The organism is Streptomyces fradiae ATCC 10745 = DSM 40063 (genome assembly GCF_008704425.1).
GTDB classification, from domain to species: Bacteria; Actinomycetota; Actinomycetes; order Streptomycetales; family Streptomycetaceae; genus Streptomyces; species Streptomyces fradiae.
In genome coordinates, this window is the sequence record NZ_CP023696.1 from 6,094,842 (window position 1) to 6,114,449 (window position 19,608).

The 19,608-nt window shown below is 75.7% G+C and carries 15 protein-coding genes; 7 read left to right on the forward strand and 8 right to left on the reverse strand.

What is annotated here, in order from left to right:
- Positions 1 to 30: 30 nt before the first annotated feature.
- Both CP974_RS26670 and CP974_RS26675 read left to right on the forward strand, forming a co-directional pair.
- Positions 31 to 1,245 (forward strand): acetyl-CoA C-acetyltransferase, encoded by a 1,215-nt coding sequence (locus tag CP974_RS26670; RefSeq protein WP_031132539.1) that lies wholly within the window; start codon positions 31 to 33, stop codon positions 1,243 to 1,245.
- A gap of 194 nt (positions 1,246 to 1,439) precedes the next feature.
- The gene (locus tag CP974_RS26675) at positions 1,440 to 3,620 is read left to right on the forward strand and encodes a 3-hydroxyacyl-CoA dehydrogenase NAD-binding domain-containing protein (RefSeq protein ID WP_031132541.1); all 2,181 of its coding nucleotides are present in this window, start codon (positions 1,440 to 1,442) and stop codon (positions 3,618 to 3,620) included.
- Positions 3,621 to 3,715: 95 nt separating this feature from the next.
- Here the strand turns inward: CP974_RS26675 and CP974_RS26680 are convergent, their stop codons facing one another.
- Together CP974_RS26680 and CP974_RS26685 are read right to left on the reverse strand one after the other, a co-directional pair.
- Positions 3,716 to 4,462, reverse strand: coding sequence for a MerR family transcriptional regulator (locus tag CP974_RS26680; protein WP_031132543.1), 747 nt, complete (start codon positions 4,460 to 4,462; stop codon positions 3,716 to 3,718).
- Positions 4,463 to 4,738: 276 nt separating this feature from the next.
- Complete coding sequence (locus CP974_RS26685) at positions 4,739 to 5,095, reverse strand: hypothetical protein (protein ID WP_031132545.1); 357 nt, start codon at positions 5,093 to 5,095, stop codon at positions 4,739 to 4,741.
- A 112-nt stretch (positions 5,096 to 5,207) separates the two neighbouring features.
- Between CP974_RS26685 and CP974_RS26690 the strand changes: the two genes are divergently transcribed.
- A complete protein-coding gene (locus tag CP974_RS26690; protein WP_031132546.1) occupies positions 5,208 to 6,008 on the forward strand; it encodes a GNAT family N-acetyltransferase in 801 nt (266 codons plus the stop codon).
- On the opposite strand, the gene sph is transcribed toward CP974_RS26690, so the two are convergent.
- Complete coding sequence (gene sph, locus CP974_RS26695) at positions 5,981 to 7,003, reverse strand: sphingomyelin phosphodiesterase (protein WP_031132548.1); 1,023 nt, start codon at positions 7,001 to 7,003, stop codon at positions 5,981 to 5,983. The two genes, CP974_RS26690 and sph, sit on opposite strands and share 28 nt — an antisense overlap.
- A gap of 404 nt (positions 7,004 to 7,407) precedes the next feature.
- Between sph and CP974_RS26700 the strand changes: the two genes are divergently transcribed.
- The gene (locus CP974_RS26700; RefSeq protein ID WP_031132550.1) at positions 7,408 to 8,286 is read left to right on the forward strand and encodes an oxygenase MpaB family protein; all 879 of its coding nucleotides are present in this window, start codon (positions 7,408 to 7,410) and stop codon (positions 8,284 to 8,286) included.
- A gap of 135 nt (positions 8,287 to 8,421) precedes the next feature.
- On the opposite strand, the gene CP974_RS26705 is transcribed toward CP974_RS26700, so the two are convergent.
- From CP974_RS26705 to CP974_RS26715, 3 genes are all read right to left on the reverse strand, one after another.
- Positions 8,422 to 9,462 (reverse strand): LacI family DNA-binding transcriptional regulator, encoded by a 1,041-nt coding sequence (locus CP974_RS26705; protein WP_031132552.1) that lies wholly within the window; start codon positions 9,460 to 9,462, stop codon positions 8,422 to 8,424.
- Between the two features lie 422 nt (positions 9,463 to 9,884).
- Positions 9,885 to 10,838 carry an IS481 family transposase gene (locus CP974_RS26710; protein WP_085921379.1) on the reverse strand — a complete coding sequence of 318 codons (954 nt, stop codon included), beginning with the start codon at positions 10,836 to 10,838 and terminating at the stop codon, positions 9,885 to 9,887.
- Between the two features lie 124 nt (positions 10,839 to 10,962).
- Positions 10,963 to 12,546 carry a M1 family metallopeptidase gene (locus tag CP974_RS26715; RefSeq protein WP_031136075.1) on the reverse strand — a complete coding sequence of 528 codons (1,584 nt, stop codon included), beginning with the start codon at positions 12,544 to 12,546 and terminating at the stop codon, positions 10,963 to 10,965.
- A 237-nt stretch (positions 12,547 to 12,783) separates the two neighbouring features.
- Here CP974_RS26715 and CP974_RS26720 point away from each other — a divergent pair, with 237 nt between their 5' ends.
- A complete protein-coding gene (locus tag CP974_RS26720; RefSeq protein ID WP_037939518.1) occupies positions 12,784 to 14,202 on the forward strand; it encodes a M14 family metallopeptidase in 1,419 nt (472 codons plus the stop codon).
- Positions 14,203 to 14,380: 178 nt separating this feature from the next.
- Here the strand turns inward: CP974_RS26720 and CP974_RS26725 are convergent, their stop codons facing one another.
- Positions 14,381 to 14,968 (reverse strand): TetR/AcrR family transcriptional regulator, encoded by a 588-nt coding sequence (locus CP974_RS26725; protein ID WP_031136071.1) that lies wholly within the window; start codon positions 14,966 to 14,968, stop codon positions 14,381 to 14,383.
- 125 nt (positions 14,969 to 15,093) lie between these two features.
- On the opposite strand from CP974_RS26725, the gene CP974_RS26730 reads away from it, so the two are divergent.
- Positions 15,094 to 16,611, forward strand: coding sequence for an FAD-dependent oxidoreductase (locus tag CP974_RS26730; protein WP_078915876.1), 1,518 nt, complete (start codon positions 15,094 to 15,096; stop codon positions 16,609 to 16,611).
- Positions 16,612 to 17,299: 688 nt separating this feature from the next.
- Positions 17,300 to 18,937, forward strand: a complete 1,638-nt coding sequence (locus tag CP974_RS26735) for an ABC-F family ATP-binding cassette domain-containing protein (RefSeq protein ID WP_031133825.1) — start codon at positions 17,300 to 17,302, stop codon at positions 18,935 to 18,937.
- A gap of 75 nt (positions 18,938 to 19,012) precedes the next feature.
- Here the strand turns inward: CP974_RS26735 and CP974_RS26740 are convergent, their stop codons facing one another.
- Entirely contained in the window at positions 19,013 to 19,231 is a 219-nt protein-coding gene (locus CP974_RS26740) for a hypothetical protein (RefSeq protein ID WP_031133826.1), read from the reverse strand.
- Positions 19,232 to 19,608: the final 377 nt, after the last annotated feature.

Sequence of the window (19,608 nt, forward strand, 5' to 3'; positions counted from 1 at the left end):
CGACCTCCGCGACGCGAAAGGCCCGACCCAGTGACCACCGAAGCGTACGTGTACGAAGCGATCCGCACCCCGCGCGGACGCGGCAAGGCGAACGGCTCCCTGCACGGCACCAAGCCCATCGACCTCGTCGTCGGCCTCATGCACGAGATGCGCGACCGCCTCCCCGGGCTCGACCCCGCCGCCGTCGACGACGTCGTGCTCGGCGTCGTCTCCCCGCTCGGCGACCAGGGCTCCGACATCGCCAAGATCGCGGCCATCGCGGCCGGGCTGCCCGACACCGTCGCCGGGGTGCAGCAGAACCGCTACTGCGCCTCCGGCCTCGAAGCCGTCAACACGGCCGCCATGAAGGTCCGCTCCGGCTGGGAGGACCTCGTCCTCGCCGGCGGCGTCGAGTCGATGTCCCGCGTCCCCATGGGCTCCGACGGCGGCGCCTGGATGTCCGACCCGATGACCAACCACGACACCCGCTTCGTCCCGCAGGGCGTCAGCGCCGACCTCATCGCCACCGTCGAGGGCTTCACCCGGCGGGACGTCGACGAGTACGCCGCCCTCTCCCAGGAGCGTGCCGCCACCGCCTGGAAGGAGGGCCGCTTCGACCGGTCCGTCGTCCCGGTCAGGGACCGCAACGGGCTCGTCGTCCTCGACCACGACGAGCACATGCGCCCCGGCACCACCGCCGACAGCCTCGCCTCGCTCCGGCCGTCGTTCGCCACCGTCGGCGAGGCGGGCGGCTTCGACGCCGTCGCCCTGCAGAAGTACCACTGGGTGGAGCGGATCGACCACGTCCACCACGCCGGGAACTCCTCCGGCATCGTGGACGGCGCCGCCCTCGTCGCCGTCGGCTCCCGCGAGGTCGGCGAGCGGTACGGGCTGACGCCGCGCGCCCGGATCGTCTCCGCCGCCGTCTCCGGCTCCGAGCCCACCATCATGCTCACCGGCCCCGCCCCCGCCAGCCGCAAGGCCCTCGCCAAGGCCGGGCTCACCATCGGCGACATCGACCTGGTGGAGATCAACGAGGCGTTCGCCGCGGTCGTCCTGCGCTACGCCCGCGACATGGACCTGCCCCTCGACAGGATCAACGTCAACGGCGGCGCCATCGCGCTCGGCCATCCGCTCGGCGCCACCGGCGCCATGATCCTCGGCACCCTCGTGGACGAGCTGGAGCGCCAGGACAAGCGGTACGGCCTCGCCACCCTCTGCGTGGGCGGCGGCATGGGCATCGCCACCATCGTCGAACGCCTCTGACCACCCGCCACGGCCCGCCCGCGTCCGCGCCCGTATCCGCCCGGCCGCCCGCGCCCCGATCCGCCCGCCCGCACCCGCGCCGGCGCCCGTGCCCACCCCCGTATCCGCCGCCCGGCGCCGCCCGCCCGTCCGCACCCGCGCCACGACCGAGCCGCCGCGAGCACCCGCAGCGGCCCGCAACGGAAGAAGCATCCATGACCGCCACGCCGACGCGTTCCACCATCCGCTGGGAGCAGGACGAGACCGGGATCGTCACCCTCGTCCTGGACGACCCCGAGCAGTCCGCCAACACCATGAACGAGGCGTTCCGCACCTCCCTCGCCGCCGTCGCCGAGCGGGCGGAGGCCGAGCGGGACGCCATCCGCGGCATCGTCTACACCTCCGCCAAGAAGACCTTCTTCGCCGGCGGCGACCTCGGCGACCTGCTGAAGGCCGGCCCCGCCGACGCCCGGCGGGTCTTCGACGCCTCCCGCGACATCAAGCGCGCCCTGCGCCGCATCGAGACCCTCGGCAAGCCCGTCGTCGCCGCGATCAACGGCGCCGCGCTCGGCGGCGGGTACGAGATCGCCCTCGCCGCCCACCACCGGATCGCCCTCGACGCGCCCGGCGCGAGGATCGGCCTGCCCGAGGTCACCCTCGGCCTGCTCCCCGGAGGCGGCGGCGTCACCCGCACCGTACGGCTCATGGGCGTCACCGACGCCCTCCTCAAGGTCCTCCTCCAGGGCACCCGGTACGCGCCCCGGCAGGCCCTGGAGAACGGCCTCGTCCACGAGGTCGCCGAGACGCCCGAGGAGATGCTGGCCAAGGCGCGCGCCTTCATCGACGCGCACCCCGAGTCCCGCCAGCCCTGGGACGAGCCCGGCTACCGCATCCCCGGCGGCACGCCCGCGCAGCCCGCGTTCGCGGCGAACCTCCCCGCCTTCCCCGCCAACCTGCGCAAGCAGCTCGGCGGCGCCCCCTTCCCCGCCCCCCGCAACATCCTCGCGGCGGCCGTCGAGGGCTCCCAGGTCGACTTCGCGACGGCCTGCGACATCGAGGCCCGCTACTTCACCGAGCTGGTCACCGGGCAGACCGCCAAGAACATGATCCAGGCGTTCTTCTTCGACCTCCAGGCGGTCGACTCCGGCCGCAGCCGCCCCCGCGGCCCCGAACGGCGCACGGTCCGCAGGGCCGCCGTGCTCGGCGCCGGGATGATGGGCGCCGGCATCGCGTACGCCTGCGCCAAGGCCGGCATCGAGGTCGTCCTCAAGGACGTCACCGAGGAGGCCGCCGCACGCGGCAAGGCGTACTCCGAGCAGCTCTGCGCCAAGGCCGTCGAGCGGGGCCGCACCACCCGCGGCAAGGCCGACGCGCTGCTCGCCCGCATTCGGCCCACCGCCGACGCGGCGGACCTCGCCGGCTGCGACGCGGTGATCGAGGCCGTCTTCGAGGACACGGCGCTCAAGCACAAGGTGTTCCAGGAGGTCCAGGGCGTCGTGGCGCCCGACGCCCTGCTCTGCTCCAACACCTCGACGCTGCCCATCACCGACCTCGCCGACGGCGTCGAGCGGCAGGCGGACTTCGTCGGCCTGCACTTCTTCTCGCCCGTCGACAGGATGCCGCTGGTCGAGATCGTCAAGGGCGGGCGGACCGGCGAGGAGGCCCTGGCCCGCGCCTTCGACCTGGTCCGGCAGATCGGCAAGACGCCGATCGTCGTCAACGACTCGCGCGGCTTCTTCACCTCACGGGTCATCGGCCGGTTCATCGACGAGGGCGTCGCCATGGTGGGCGAGGGCGTCGAGCCCGCCTCCGTCGAGCAGGCGGCGGCGCAGGCCGGCTACCCCGCGAGGGTGCTCTCCCTCATGGACGAGCTGACCCTGACGCTGCCCCGCAGGATCCGCGAGGAGACGCGGCGCGCGGTGCTGGAGGCGGGCGGCACCTGGCACACCCACCCGGCCGAGGCCGTCGTCGACCGCATGGTCGACGAGTTCGGCCGTCCGGGCCGCAGCGGCGGCGCCGGCTTCTACGAGTACGACGAGGAGGGCCGCCGCACCCGTCTGTGGCCGGGCCTGCGCGAGCACTTCACCCGGCCCGGCGCGGACATCCCCTTCGAGGACATGAAGGAGCGGATGCTGTTCTCCGAGGCGCTCGACGCGGTGCGCTGCCTGGAGGAGGGGGTCCTCACCTCGGTCGCCGACGCCAACGTCGGCTCCCTGCTGGGCATCGGCTTCCCCGCCTGGACGGGCGGCGTGCTCCAGTACGCCAACGGCTACGCGGGCGGGCTGCCCGGCTTCGTCGCGCGGGCGCGCGAGCTGGCGGAGCGGTACGGCGAGCGCTTCGCACCGCCCGCGCTGCTGGTGGAGAAGGCGGAGCGGGGCGGGACCTTCACGGACTGAGGGGCGCCGACGGGGCGCCTGCCGCAAGGGGCTGCCGGGGGCGCCCTCCGCGGCGGGCGCCCTCGCGGCGGGCGCGCCCCTCCGCGGCGGGTGCCCTACTCGGCCGGGGCCCGGAAGGCGGCCCGCAGCTCGTCGGTGAGGGAGCGCTGGAAGGCGGTCACCAGGGCCTGGAGCACCAGCGGCTGCATGTGGGCCGACAGCGACTTCATGGCCTTGACGCGCCGCGGGTCCTCCGGGTCCGGCTCCCGCTCCCGGTACGGGCCCCACACCTCGTCCCGGAAGAGCCGGGTCAGCTCCTGCGCGGCCGCGCGGGTGTGCTCGACCAGCACCTCGCGGGCGGCCACGATGGTGGCGTGCGGGATGGGCACGTCGAGCAGTTGCAGGCCGAGCCGCAGCAGCCCGGGGTCGACCCGCAGGGCGCCCCGCGCGTCGGGCCCGGAGAGCACGTCCATCGCGGCCAGCAGGTCCATGTCGGCGTCGGTCAGCGCCCGCCCGGCCCGCCGCTCCAGCTCCCCGCGCGTCAGGCTCTCCGTGCTCTCCGGCGACCAGCTCGCGACCAGCGCCCGGTGGATGGCGAGGTCCTGGGCGTCGACGTCCGGCGGCAGCTGCTCCAGGTACCGCTCGATCGCGGCGAGGGTCATGCCCTGGTGCTGGAGCTCCTCGATGAGCGCCAGCCGCGCCAGGTGCTCCGGCCCGTACCGGCCGACCCGGCGGGGGCCGATGACGGGCGGTGGGAGCAGCCCGCGCGTGCCGTAGAAACGGATGGTGCGGACGGTGACGCCCGCCCGCGCGGCCAGCTCGTCCACGGTGAACGCCTGCTGCTGCGTCGTCTCGGCCGCCACGCTACCGCCCCCGTCCTCCTGCGCTGTCGCACTGCTGCAACAGTATTGCTGTCTCACCACCACTGCGAAACCGCACGGCCCTCCGGCCCGCCTCGGCTCCGGCCCCGCCGGGACGGCCACCGGCCGCTCCTCTCCCGGCGGTGATGCCGGTGGCGCCTCGTGCGGTGGCGGGTGTGACGGGGACGGGGCCCCGGCTCGGCTGCGGGCCGGCGGGTGGCCGGTGGGAGCGGGTGGAGCCGCTGACAGCCGCGCGTCTGGCCGCCCGCGGCGTCCCGGTCACCGTGTACGACGTGGACGGCCCCGGCGGGTGAAGGGCCCCGGGCGCGGGCCGACCGCGGGGGCGATCAGCAGGAGCATGGCGGTGGGAAGGAAGAAGGACATGCCGCCCATGGCGCCGATGAACGCCCACACGCAGAGGCCGGCCCCGAGGAGCAGGCACGTCCACGCGAAGGCGAACGGCCACCGCGCCAGCAGGAGCGGCGCCGCCACCGGCGCGGCCGTCACGAGGGCCAGCCCGCCGACGGCCGTGTCCATGAGAAGCAGGCAGGGACCCGCGGTCCCCAGGGCGGCGAGCACCGCCACCGCGTACTGGAGCCCGTGCACCCGCGTGTGTGTCCGCGCTTCCGCGTCCATGACCACCGCCCCCTGGAGAGTGAACCCTCGGAATTGAACACGTTCAAACTACCTCATGGGCCCGCCCGTAAACGACTTGCCGGTCCCTCCGGCACCGTGGTCGGCTGGCCCGATGGACCCTGAAGGCGTACGCGAGCTGTTCGACAGGCGGATGCGGCGGGAGGTGTCCCCGGACGGCCCCGGCTGCCGGGTCGAGCGGGTGGGGGACGTCGTACGGCAGACGGGCCCGCCCGACGCGTGGAACGGCGTCCTGTGGAGCGGCCTCACGGCCGCCACCGCGGACGCCGCCATCGCGGAGCAGATCGCCCACTTCACCGCCCTCGGGCGGGAGTTCGAGTGGAAGCTCTACGCGCACGACGCCCCGTGCGACCTCGGCGACCGGCTGCGCGTCGCCGGTTTCACGGCCGGGCCGCGCGAGGCCCTGATGGTCGCCGAGTCCGAGCGGATCGCCGCGCTCGGCACGGCGCCGCCGGACGGCGTGGAACTGGTCCCCGTGACGGACGCCGCCGGGGTGGAGCTGATGGGGGAGGTGCACGACCGCGCGTTCGGCACGGACGGCACCGCGCTGCGCCGCCGGCTCGTCCGGCAGCTCGCCGAGCGGCCCGGCACGCTCGTCGCCGTCGTTGCCGTCACCGTGGCCGACGGGCGGCCGGTCAGCTCGGCGCGCATGGAGCTGGTCCCCGGCACCGGCTTCGCCGGGCTGTGGGGCGGCGGCACGGTGCCCGGGTGGCGCGGGCGCGGGCTGTACCGCTCCCTCGTCGCCCACCGGGCCCGCGTCGCCGCCGACCTGGGCTTCCGCCGGCTCCAGGTGGACGCCTCCGACGACAGCCGGCCGATCCTGGCCCGGCTCGGCTTCACGGAGCTGTCCACCACGACGCCGTACGACTACCGGCCGGACGCCACGACCGGGTAGTGGTCCGACAGGTTGGTGTACGTGTACGAGGTGCCCCAGCTCGACACGGTCCAGGGGGCGCTGCGCTCCTTGACCACCGTGTTCGTCCAGCCGGCCGGGCGGGCGTGCCCCGCGCGGTGCAGCACGTGGTCGAGGTCCTCACGGGGGTCGTCCGGGTAGCGCTCGGCCGCGATGGAGTTCTCCGCCGTGTCGAAGGAGTACGGGTGGCCGGTGCGGCCGTCCGCGTCGGCCAGGCCCGCGTTCGCGAGCATCGACGCGTACTCCGGGGTGCGGGTGTCCACGTTGAGGTCGCCGGCCACGATCACCTGCTCCGACGCGGGGATCCTCTTGGCGTCCAGGAACGCGTCCATCGCCTGGAACTGCCGGGCGCGGGTCTGCGCGGCCTGCCCGGCCGAGCACCCCGGATCGGTCGACTGGGCGTGGGTGCCGACCACGTGGACCCGCCGGCCGTCCACGTCCAGCACCGCGTACACGAAGCCCTTGTTGGAGTACCAGTCGGCCCCGCACGCGTCCTTGAAGACGTACTGCTCCTTGCGGAGGATCGGCCACCTGCTCAGGACCGCCACACCGCCGTCCTCGGGCGTGGCCGAGGAGTACGACCCGCCCGTCGCGTCCCACCCGGACGTGGAGCGCCCCATCACGGGCGTGCGGTGCGGGTACTGGGCGGAGGCGTTGCGCAGCAGCGCGTCCGACGCGGTGTTGTCGAACGCCTCCTGGACCACCACCACGTCGTTGCCCTGGAAGAACGGCGCCTCCGGGACGGCCTTCGCCCGGTGGTCCTGCCCCCAGTTCGGGTAGAGGTGCCGGCTGAACAGGAAGACGTTGTACGTGAGCACCCGCAGACTCGGCGTGGCCTCGGCCGAGGCGGCGGGCACGGTCGCGGTGGACGCGGTGGACGCGGTGGTCGCGGCGGGTGCGGCGGGTGCGGCCGAGGCGGCCGGAGCGGAGGCGGCCAGTGACGCCGCGGCGAGGACGGCGGAGACGGCGGCGGACAGGACGGTGCGCGGCGTGCGGCGCGGCGTGCGGCGCGCCGCGGAACGGGGCTCGGACTGCGTCTGGGGCACGGCAACTCCCTTGTGCGGGGGGCGGGTTTCGTACGGGGCGCCGCACATCAAAGCAGCCGCGGTTACTCTCGGGTAGACACCGGTTGGAGGAGATCTTGCGTGGATCGGGCGGCCCGGCGAAGATCCTCCTGCCCGCGCCCCCGGCACCCCGCCGCACCTCCGCCGCCGGTGATCGCATACTGGAAGTCCACCGACCCGGCGGCCACCGGCCGGGCCCACCGCCCAGGAGACCGGGCCCGGCCACCGCGCGCGCCCGCCGGAGACCGGCTCCGGCCAGCGGCCCCCGCCCCCGGCCGCACCCGATGACAACCCCCACCAGAACCGGAGCAGCGCCCATGACCCACGCGTCCGGCCGGCCCGCACCGCCGCCGCCCGGCGGGGTGCTGTGGACCCTCACCGGCGACATCCGCTCCCTGCTGATGCTCCCCGCCGCGTTCGTGCTCCAGGTCGCCCATCCGGCCGTCGGCGCGGGAGTCGACGAGCACTCCGTCTTCCGCACCGACCCCTGGGGCCGCGCCGACCGCTCCCTGCGCTCCCTCCAGCTGTGGGTCTACGGCGGCGAGCAGGCCGCCGAGGAGGGCCGCCGCCTGCGCCGCGCGCACCGCGCCGTCCGGGGCACCGACGCGCACGGCCGCCCGTACCACGCCCTCGACCCCGCCGTGTACGCCTGGGTCCACGCCACCGGCTTCCCCGTCCACCGCCACGCGGCCCGCTACCTCGTCCGCCCGATGACCGCGGCGCAGGAGCGGGCCTTCTACGCCGAATGGCTCCAGGTCGGCCGGATCCTCGGCATCCGCGACCGGGACATGCCCCAGACGATCGAGGAGTTCTGGCCGTACTACCGCAAGGCCCTCGCCGACGTGGTGGAGCCGACCGCGGTCGTCCGCGAACTGCTCGACCCCGGCGTCCCCGTCCCGCCGCCCGACCGCGGCCCCCTGCCGCTGCGCCTCCTGCTGCGCGCCCTGTGGCCGCTGCTGTGGCCCCGCTTCACCCGCTTCCGGGCGTTCGTCGCCACCGGCTTCCTGCCGCCCGAGGCACGCGAGGCGCTCGGTGTCGGGTGGACGGCGGCCCAGGAGCGGAAGCTGCGCCTCCTCGGCCGGGTCGCCCGCGCCGTGGTGCCCGCACTCCCCGAGCGCCTGCGCTACCTCCCCCTGGCCCGCAGGGCCCGCGCCGCCCACCGCGCGGACCTCCGGGCGCGCCGCCCCGTGCGATGACCCCGGCGACCTCCCGGTCCTGCCGCACTCGGCCGGCGTGGCGGGTCTCCGCCGTACGCGCGGGTCGGCGCGGGTACCGCGGCTCGCGCCCGGCGGCCGGCGCCCGCGCACGCCGGCACCCGCCCGTGCCGGGGCCTACGCCGAGGCGCGCAGGACCAGTTCCGTCGGCGTGATCACCGAGGCCGGCGCCGCGCCGGGGGCGCCGTCCTGGTTGAGGGCCCGCATCAGCAGCCGCACCATCAGCCGCCCCATGCCCTCGATGTCCTGGCGGACCGTGGTCAGCGGCGGGTCCGTCGTCTCGGCGACCGACGCCATGTCGTCGAAGCCCACCACCGCCACGTCCTGCGGCACCCGCAGCCCCCGCTCGCGCAGGACCCGCAGGGCGCCCGACGCCATGAGGTCGTTGCCCGCGAACACCGCGTCCAGCCCCGGCCGCCGCTCCAGCAGCTCGGCCATCGCCCGCGCGCCCGACTCCTCCGTGAAGTCGCCCTGCGCCACCAGGCCGGGGTCGGCGTCCAGCAGCACGTCCCGGTAGCCGGCCAGCCGGTCCGTCGCCGACGTCTGGTCGCTCGGGCCCGCGAGGTGCGCGATCCGCTCCCGGCCCAGGCCCAGCAGGTACCGCACGGCCTCGCGCGCCCCGCCCCGGTTGTCCGCGTCCACGTACGGGGCGCCCGCGTCACCGGCCGCGCCCGGCCAGCCGGGGCGCCCGCCGAACACGGTGGGCACCTGTACGCGGCGGACGACGGACGGCAGCTCGTCGTCGTCGTGGACCGAGAACGCCAGCGCCCCGTCGACGTGGCCGCCGCCCAGGTAGCGGGCGATCCGCTCGTAGTCGCCCGGGCCCTCCACCCACAGCAGCACCAGCTGCGTGTCGTGGGCCGTCAGCTCGCGGCTGATGCCCCGCACCTGCTGCTCGAAGAACGGGTCGGAGAAGATCCGGAACTCCGGCTCCGCGATGATCACGGCGACGGCGCCGTTGCGCCGGGTCACCAGGGTGCGGGCCGCGTGGTTCGGGACGTACCCCAGCTCCTCGACGGCCCTGCGCACCCGCTCCGCCAGCGGTTCGCGCACCCCGGCCCCGCCGTTGACGACGCGCGACACCGTCGCCCGTGACACCCCGGCGCGGACCGCGACGGCTTCCAGCGTGGGACGGGCCCCCGGGCTCGAATCGGGCAAGACGGACTCCTCAGGCGGCTCTGACGGGCGTGCCCGGTCAGAATATCGGGTGGCCGTCCTGGTGAGAGCGCTCTCTCCGTTGCCGGGCCGGGGCCCTGCGGCCGTCGGCCCCGCCGGGCGCGGGCCCCTGCGGGCGGGGCCCGGCGCGGGTGGGCGAGCCCCTGTGGGCGAGCCGGTCCCGGCGCGGGCGCCGCGGGCGGCCCCTGCCGGGTGCGGGGCCCGCGCCGCGCCCGGTCCGGCTGGGCGCGGTGCGGGCCGTCGCGACCGCCCGCGTACGGAGGCCACCCTTTCCCTGCGGTCGGGCACCCCGCGATCACCGGGTGCCTGCCGGAACGGCCGGGTGCCGCCCGCACCGGCCGCCCGGCGCCCCGGCGGTCCGGCGCCCGTTCCCCGTACCCGGCGATGGCCGTGGCCCTCGCGGCCTAGCTGTATTGCCCTGTGAGGTTGGGGACGCGGCTGGCGGGTGGTTTGCCTGCGAGCGCGGTGTGTCCGCGGTGGTGATTGTAGGTATGCAGCCAGTCGGGGAAGGCATCGCGTCGTTCCTGCTCTGAGCGGTAGGGGCGGGCGTAGGCCCATTCGTCGAGCAGGGTGCGGTTGAAGCGTTCGACCTTGCCGTTGGTCTGGGGCCGGTAGGGCCGGGTTCGCTTGTGGGTGATCCCGGCCGCCGCCAGCGCGTCGCGCCAGGCGTGGGATCTGTAGCACGAGCCGTTGTCGGTCAGGACCCGCTGCACCGTGATCCCGCATGAGGCGAAGTAGGCGTGGGCCCGCTGCCAGAAGGTGGTGGCGGTCTCCCTCTTCTCGTCGGCCAGGATCTCGCTGTAGGCGAGACGGGAGTGGTCGTCGACGGCGGTGTGGATGTAGCTGTAGCCGACGCCGGACTTCGTCTTGCGGCCGGCTTGGCGGCCGAGGGTCTTGTGGCCGCCGCCGTCGGGGATGTTGCCGAGTTTCTTGATGTCGACGTGCACGAGTTCGCCGGGCCGGTCGCGTTCGTAGCGTCGTATGACACGGCCGGTGGCCCGGTCCAGGGAGGTCAGGCGGGCCAGCCCGAAGCGGGTCAGCACGCGGTGGACCGTGGAGGGCACCAGGTCCAGGAGGTGGGCGATGCGGGCCGGCCCCCACCGGCGGATGAGGCGGACCTTGATGATCCGGCGTTCGGTGCGGGTCGGGGTCCGGCGCGGGCTTGCGTGCGGACGGGAGGAACGGTCGCCCATCCCGGCCTCGCCCATGGCCCGGTAGCGGGCAGCCCATCGATGGGCGGTGGTGGGTGAGACCTGGAAACGTTCGGCGGCCCGCCGAAGCGGCCAGCCGTCCTTGACCACGCAGCGGGCCAGGCGCAGCCGTCCGGTCTCGGTCAGGGGTGCATTACGGTGGGGCACGAGGGCCTTTCTGGTCGCCGGTGCAGATGTCGCAATCCACACCAGGCCAGAAGGCCCTCACCCATTTCAAGATCCCTCAGCCGAGACCTGCATCACCCGTCCACAACCTCCCGGGACAGAACACCTAGCGGTGGCCGTGGCCCTCGTGACCGTGGCCCTCGTGACCGTGGTCGCCGTGGTCGTGGATGGTGTTCGTCGCGGCGATCTTGGACCAGGACCTGGGCGGGCTCGACGGAGCCGCCGGGGCCTCGCGGACCGGGGCGGACGCGGCCGCCCCCGCCTTCCCCGCCGTACCGGACCCGGCCGCCGGAGCCGGCGGGGCCTCCGGCTTGGACGGCTGGTACAGCCAGGTGTCGAACAGGCCGCCGAGCCGCTTGCCGGACACCTGCTCCGCGTAGGCGACGAAATCGGCCACCTCGGCGTTGCCGTACGCCCGCTCCGTGGGCCAGCCCTTAAGGACGCGGAAGAAGACCGGGTCGCCCAGTTCGTTGCGCAGCGCCTGCAGGGCCAGCGCGCCCCGGTCGTAGACGGCCGTGTGGAACTGGTTCTCCGCCCCCGGATCGCCCGGCCTCACCTTCCAGAACGGGTCGTCCGCGGGCCGCGAGGCGTACACCCAGTCGGCCAGCTCCTGCGCCGTGCCCTCGCCCTCCCGCTCGGACCACAGCCACTGGCTGTAGCGGGCGAAGCCCTCGTTGATCCAGATGTCCCTCCAGTTCCGCACGGACACGCTGTCGCCGTACCACTGGTGGGCCAGCTCGTGGACGACGACCGACACGTTGGAGCCGTTCGCGAACTGGCGCGGGCTGTAGAAGGGGCGGGTCTGCGTCTCCAGCGCGTAGCCGCTGCGCACGTTCGGCACGTACCCGCCGAGCGCGTTGAAGGGGTACGGGCCGAAGACCTCCTCCAGCCACTCGGCGACCTCGACGGTCCGCTCGACGCTGGCGCGCGCCGCGCCCGCGTTGGCCCCGAGGTCCTTGCTGTACGCGTTGACCACCGGCAGGCCGTTCGCCGTCGTGTCGGTGGTGACGTCGAACCGGCCGACCGCCAGCGTCGCCAGGTACGTGGCCTGCGGCTTGTCGGACCGCCAGTTGTAGCGGGTCCAGCCCAGCCTGGAGCTCTGCGACTGCAGGACGCCGTTGCTGATGGCCTGCGTGCCGTCCGGGACGGCGACCGAGACGTCGAAGGTCGCCTTGTCGAGCGGGTGGTCGTTGGAGGGGAACCACCACACGGCCGACTCGGGCTGCTGCGCGGCCACCCCGCCGTCCGGGGTGCGGTGCCACGCCGTCCAGCCGTCGATCCGCACCTCCGAGGGCTTCCCCGCGTACCGTACGACGACCGAAACCGGACGGTCCTTCGGCAGCGGTACGGCCGGGGTGATCTCCAGCTCCTGGGCCCCGGACGTCGTGAACGACGCCTTGCGGCCGTTCACGCGCACCTCCAGCGCCCTGAGCCCGAGGTCCAGGTTGAAGCGGGACAGGTTCTGCGTCGGGGTGGCGAGGATCGTCGCCGTGCCCTCCAGCAGGTCCGTCGACGGCTGGTACTTCAGCCGCAGGTCGTAGTGGGCGACGTCGTATCCGCCGTTGCCGCTGGCCGGGTAGTAGGGGTCCCCGATGCCCGGCGCGCCGGGCGTGAAGTCGGCGGCCGATGCCGGGATCGCCAGCAGCAGGGAGGCCGCGATCGCGCCCGGGGCGATCAGTCTGCGGTGCACGTATGACGCTCCAAGTCGTAGGAGGACCGGATGTTCCGAACGCCATTGAGCGTGGTGGCCGTGGTCATGTCCACGGCGCGTACGATCACACGATCGCCATTCGGCCGACCTGGGCGCGCCTCCGCCCGCCTCACCCCCTCTGCCGTGCTTGCCCCGCAATCGCCCTCTACTGCCGGACAGCCGCCGGCAGTACCGTCCCGCCATGCCGAAACGCACGCGCAGGAACGCCGCCGCCCGATGACCCCGCGCCCGCGCCTCCTCGCCGCCCTGGCCGCCTGCGCCGCCGCCCTCGCCGTCCTGGCGGACCCGGCCCAGGCGTCCCCGGCCGACGCGGCCGCCGCACCCGCCCCGGCCGCCCCTGCCGCCGCACCCGCCCCCGCCGCCGTACGCGTCCCGGCCGTTCCGGCGGACACCCCGGCTGAGGCGGCCGCCCCGTCCGCCCCGCCCCGCACCGGCTTCGAGACGAGCGGAGGCGCCCGCTGGACCGGCCTGGACGAGGAGGAGCGCTTCCTCACCGCCGTCGACCGGGGCAGCGAACGGGCCACCCTCACCACCCTCGGCACCACCCGCCAGGGCCGCCCCCTGCGCCTCGTCCGCGTCGGCGCGGCCCCCGGCCCCGCCGCCACCACCGTCCTCCTCGTGTGCGGCCAGCACGGTGACGAGCCGTCAGGGCGCGAGGCGTGCCTCACCACCGTCCGCGACCTCGCCTACGCCCGCGACGCCCGGACCCTGCGGTTCCTGGCCCGCACCACCGTCCTCGCCCTCCCCACCGCCAACCCGGACGGCCGGGCCGCGAACACCCGCCACAACGCCGACGGTGTCGACGTCAACCGCGACCACATCGCCCTGAGCACCGCCGAGGCCCGCGCGACCGCGCGCGTCCTGCGCGACCACCGGCCCCACGTCGTGCTCGACCTCCACGAGTACGCCGGCACACCGCCGTACTACGTGAAGGACCTCCTCGCCCTGTGGCCCCGCAACCTCAACACCCGCCCCGCCGTCCACCACGAGTCGCGCACCCTCTCCGAGGCGTACGTCCGGCCCGCCGCCGAGCGCGCCGGCTTCACCAGCGGGCTCTACGGCATCTGGACCGATCCCGTCACCGGCGAAGCGGTACGCCAGGTCGCCGGCGACGGCCAGGAGCGCATCCTGCGCAACACCACCGGGGTCAAGCACGCCGTCGGACTCCTCGTGGAGACCCGCGAGAACGCCCTCCCCGGCACCGGCACCGGCACCGGCGGGGGCGCGGGCGGCGACCCCGCCCGCGACCACCGCCGCAGGGTCGCGAGCCAGCTCGCCGCCCTCGACGGAGCGTTCGCGTACGTCACCGAGCGCCGCGCCCGGATCACCGCCGCCACCGCCGCCGCCCGGACCGCCGGGTACGCCGACCGGGGCCCCGTCCTGCTGGGCGGCGCCGACAACGACCCCGCCGGCCCCGCGGAGACCCTCCGGAACCCGCCCTGCGGCTACCGCCTCAGCCCCGGCCAGTACGCCGAGTGGTCCGACGAGCTGACCCTCCACGGCGTCCGCGCCGTCCCGGACGCCGCGGGCGCCTTCGTCCCGCTCCGCCAGCCGCTGCGCGCCCTGGTGCCCCTGCTCCTGGACGCCCGCGCCGCCCACCACCTCACGGCGGCCACCCCCGTGCCCCACTGCTGACCACCGGCCCGGTCCGCCCCGGCTGCCGCCCGGTCCGTCCGGTCATGTTCCTCACGGTCCCATCGCGGCGGCCCGCACCATGCCGCACGCCCGCGCTCGCCGGAGCCGACCGGCGAGATCACCGCGGAGCCCGCTGCACCGGGTCCCGCGGCCGCCCCGTCGCGGGCCCCGCCGAGTCCTACGGCCGCTCCGCGGTGAGGTAGCGCTGCACGGTCGGGGCGAGCCAGGCGACGACCTCGTCCCTCGTCAGGTCGGCGGCGGGCGGGAGCTTCACCACGTAGCGGACCAGGGCCATGCCGAGGATCTGCGAGGCGACGAGCGCGGCACGGCGCGGGGCCTCGGCCGGGTCGGGGCACAGGCCGAGGACCAGCGGGCCGAGCTGCTCCCGGAAGATCGCGTGCATGCGCTCCGCGCCCGCCGGGTTGGTGATGCCGCCGCGGAGCACCGCGGTGAGCACGTCGTCGGCCTCCCAGCGGTCGAGGAAGTGGCCGACGAGGGCCGCTCCCACGTGCTGGGCGGGCAGCGCGCCCAGTCGCGGCAGGCGCAGGTCGATCTCGGACGCGGCGGTGAAGAGCCCCTCCTTGTTGCCGTAGTAGCGCATCACCATCGACGGGTCGATGCCCGCGTCGCGGGCGATGGCGCGGATGGTGGCGCGCTCGTAGCCGTCGGCGGCGAAGCGTTCCCGGGCGGCCGCGAGGATCGCGGCGCGCGTGGCATCCGAACGGCGCGGGTGCTCGGGCGCGGGGTCGGTGACTTCCGTCGTCATGCCGGCGAATGTAGGCCAACAACCGTTGACAAGCCAGGCGTGACGGGAGCAGGATGGCCAACAAGCGTTGACCAACGAGCGTTGGCAAACGCTTGTTGGCGTTCGTCTGCCACGGGGAGGGCGGCATGGACCGGACACCGCACACAGGCACAGGATCAGACAGGGGTGCAGGTGCAGGACAGGGCGCGGGCCCTGACCCGCGGCACGGGGCGGGCGGAAGCGGAGGAGTCCCGGAGGCCGACGTCGCCGTGGTGGGCGCGGGCCCGACGGGGCTGCTGCTCGCCGGAGACCTCGCCGCGGCCGGTCTGCGGGTCACCCTCGTCGAACGCCGGCCGGCCGACACGGACACCCTGACACGGGCCTTCGGTGTCCACGCCCGCACCCTCGAAGTGCTGGACGCCCGAGGCGTGGCCGACGAACTGGCCGGCACGGGCAGCCGCCTCACCCGGCTACGCCTCTTCGGGCGCGCCCGACTCGACCTCGCCGGGCTGCGGTCCCGCTTCCCCTACCTGCTCGTCACACCGCAGTACGAGGTGGAGCGCGTCCTGCGGCGGCGTGCGGAGGAGGCCGGTGCCGACTTCCGGTACGAGACCGCCCTGCGGTCACTGTGCCAGGACGCCGAGGGTGTCACGGCGGAGCTCGACGGACCCGGCGGCGGTACGTCCACGCTGCGGGTCCGGTACCTCGTGGGAGCGGACGGGCTGCGCAGCACCGTACGGGAGCTGCTGGGGCTCCCCTTCCCCGGTGCGGCGGTGATCCGCTCGATGGTCCTCGCCGACGTGCGGTTCACGCGGGAACCCGACGACCCGGTGGCCGTAGAGGCCGCGGACGGCGCTTTCGCCTTCATGGCGCCCTTCGGCGACGGCTGGTACCGGGTGATGGGCTGGGACCGCGACCGCGAGGCGCCCGACGGCGAACCGGTCGGACTGCAGGAGGTCCGCGACATCGTGCGCCGGGCCCACGGCACGGACTACGGCATGCACGATCCGCGCTGGCTCTCCCGCTTCCACAGCGACGAGCGGCAGGTGCCGGCGTACCGCACCGGGCGGGTCTTCCTCGCGGGCGACGCCGCACACGTCCACTCGCCCGCGGGCGGCCAGGGCATGAACACGGGGCTGCAGGACGCCGCCAACCTCGCGTGGAAGCTGGCCGCCGTGCTGCGCGGCCGCGCCCCCGCCCCGGAGGCGCTGCTGGACAGCTACCACGCGGAACGCCACCCGGTCGGCAGGGCCGTGCTGCGCAGCAGTGGCGGCATCCTGCGCCTCGCCATGGCGGACACCCCGGCGCGGCGCGCGCTGCGTGCGGCCGTCACCGGTCTGCTCGGCGCCGCCCGGCCCGTGTCGGACAGGGCGGTCGGCCAGCTCACCGGGGTCGGCATCCGCTACCGCGCCGCCCAGGGTGCCCACCCCCTCACGGGGCGGCGCGCGCCGGACCTGGCCCTGGAGGAGGGCCGCCTCTACGAACTGCTCCGGAAGGGCATGTTCGTCCTGGTGCGCCCGCAGGGACGCGCAGCGGCCGCGGCCCGGACCCCTCCCGCCTCCGCCGTGGCCGGGGACGTACTCCACGCCACCTGGGCCCGCCCCGGGCGGGGCACGACCCTGCTGGTCCGGCCCGACGGCTACATAGCGTGGGCCGCCGGCTGACGGGCCGACCGCCGACCGCCGACCGCCGTGCGCCGCGGCCGAGCGGCCGCCGACGCCGCCGTCCTGGGCGTCCCCGCCCCCGCGCTCGGCGACCGCATGCCCCCGACGCGAGCTGCGACGGCGCGGCCTGACCCCGCCCGGCCGGGGAGGACCGGCCCCGGGACCCGCCGCCCTGCCCGGATCCCCGGCTACGGCCCGGTCCGCACAGGTCCCGGCCCGCCCCACCCCGGCCACCCCGGCCACCCCGGCCCCGCCCCGGGTCCGACCTGACCCCGGGTCCGACCCGACCCGACCCCGGCTCCGACCCCGCCCCCGCCTCAGCTCCGACCCACCCCCACCCCGCCCCGCCGCGACCGGCCCTGACCCGACCCGACTCGACCCCCGCCCCGACTCCGACCCGGCCCGACCCCCGCCTCGCCGCGACCGGCCCTGACCCGACCCGACTCGACCCCCGCCCCGACTCCGACCCGGCCCGACCCCCGCCTCGCCGCGACCGGCCCTGACCCGACCCGACTCGCCCCCCGCCCCGACTCCGACCCGACTCGACCCCCCCCGCCCCGACTCCGACCCGGCCGCTCCGGCCCGGCCCGGTCCCCGCCTCCGGCCGGAGGCAGGCGCTCCCCACCGCCCGCGAGGTCCGGGGCAGCGGGGAGCCCGCCCGGCCGGCTGGCCTAGGATCGGCCTCCTGATGACTGCCACCCTCGTCGCCAAGAACCTCGCCGCCGGGCACGCCGAGCGCTCCCTCTTCACCGGGCTCGACCTCGTCGTCGCGCCCGGCGACGTCATCGGGCTCGTCGGTGTCAACGGCGCCGGGAAGTCCACCCTGCTGCGCCTGCTCGCCGGGCTCGACGCCCCCGAGGACGGCGAGGTGCACCTCTCGCCCCGCACCGCCACCGTCGGCCACCTGCCCCAGGAACCCGAGCGGCGGCCGGGGGAGACCGTCCGCGACTTCCTCGCCCGCCGCACCGGCGTCGCCCAGGCGCAGGCGGCGATGGACACGGCGACGCAGGCCCTCGTCGACGGCGCGCCCGGCGCCGACGACGCGTACGCGACCGCCCTCGAGCGCTGGCTCGCCCTCGGCGGGGCCGACCTCGACGACCGGGCCGAGGAGACCGCCGTCGGCCTCGGCCTCACCGTCGGCCTCGACCAGCCGATGACCGCGCTCTCCGGCGGCCAGGCCGCCCGCGCCGGGCTCGCCTCGCTGCTCCTCTCCCGGTACGACGTCTTCCTCCTGGACGAGCCGACCAACGACCTCGACCTGGACGGCCTGGAGCGGCTGGAGACCTTCGTGCGGGGCCTGCGCGCCGGCACGGTCGTCATCAGCCACGACCGCGAGTTCCTCGCCCGCACCGCCACCAAGGTCCTCGAGCTCGACCTCGCCCAGCACCAGGTCACCCTCTACGGCGGCGGCTACGACGCCTACCTGGAGGAGCGCGAGACGGCCCGCCGCCACGCCCGCGAGGAGTTCGACGAGTACGCCGACAAGAAGGCCGCCCTGGAGAGCCGGGCCCGGATGCAGCGCTCGTGGATGGACAAGGGCGTCAAGAACGCCCGCCGCAAGGCCGGCGACAACGACAAGCTCGGCCGGAAGTTCCGCAGCGAGGCCAGCGAGAAGCAGGCCGCCAAGGCCCGCCAGACCCAGCGCATGATCGAACGGCTCGACACGGTCGAGGAGCCCCGCAAGGAGTGGGAGCTGCGCATGGAGATCGCCGCCGCACCCCGCTCGGGCGCCGTCGTGGCGACCCTGCGCGACGCCGAGGTCCGGCGCGGCGACTTCGCCTTCGGCCCCGTGACCCTCCAGGTCGACTGGGCCGACCGGATCGCCATCACCGGCGCCAACGGCTCGGGCAAGTCGACCCTCCTCGCCGCCCTCCTCGGCCGCCTGCCCCTGGACGCGGGCCACGCCGCGCTCGGCTCCGGGGTCGTCGTCGGCGAGGTCGACCAGGCCCGCCGGCTGTTCCACGGCGAGCAGACCCTGCTGGACGCGTTCTGCGCGGCGGTGCCCGACACCGAACCGGCGGACGTGCGGACCCTCCTCGCCAAGTTCGGCCTGAAGGCCGCCCATGTGCTGCGCCCGGCGACGACGCTCTCGCCGGGGGAGCGGACCCGTGCCGCCCTCGCCCTCCTCCAGGGCCGCGGCGTGAACCTGCTGGTCCTGGACGAGCCGACCAACCACCTGGACCTTCCGGCGATCGAGCAGCTCGAGTCCGCGCTCGACGCGTACACCGGGACGCTGCTCCTGGTCACGCACGACCGGCGGATGCTGGACGCCGTCCACGTGACGCGCCGCGTCGAGGTCGCGGACGGCAAGGCCGCGGAGGTCTGACCCGGCCGCCGGCCGACCCCCGGTCAGCGGCGCCGCGACGTGCGGTGCGCGGCCGAGGCCCCGTCCGCCCCCCGTCTACGGGCGGTCCTCGGGCTCCTCGTAGGCGTCGAAGGTGCTGTACGTCTCGTCCGCGTCGTCGGGCACCGCGCCGCGGACCGCCCCACGCTCCTTGTGCTCCCCTCGTGCGTCCGGGGCGTCCTCGGTGCGCCGGTCGCGCTCGTCGCGGCCACGGGCGCGCCGCTCCTCCTCCTGGTGCCTGCGGACCTCTTCGGGCTTGTCGCCGATCTGGTTCATGGCCGCTCCGTCCGGGTCTCCGCCGTCCCGGGCCGTCGCCGGGGGCGCTCTGGTGACCCGCACAGAGTCACACGCCGCGCCCCCGCCCGCATGTCGGCCGGTCCCGCCCCACCCCGTCCGGCCGGCAGGCCGGCCGCGCCCCTCGGCCGGGCCGCGCCCACGTCGCCTCCCGGCCGGACCCGGCCCGGCCGGGAACGCCGACCGGGGCGGGCGGGGAAGGGCCCCGCCCGCCCCGGAACGGACCACACCGACGGGCGCGCCGCACCCGGGCCGACCCGGGCACGGCCACCAGGAAACCGGTCACCCCGGCCGGGTGGCGCGGCCCCGACCACGCCCGTCCCCGCGCGGCGCGGCCCTGCCCCGTGCGACCCGGCCCC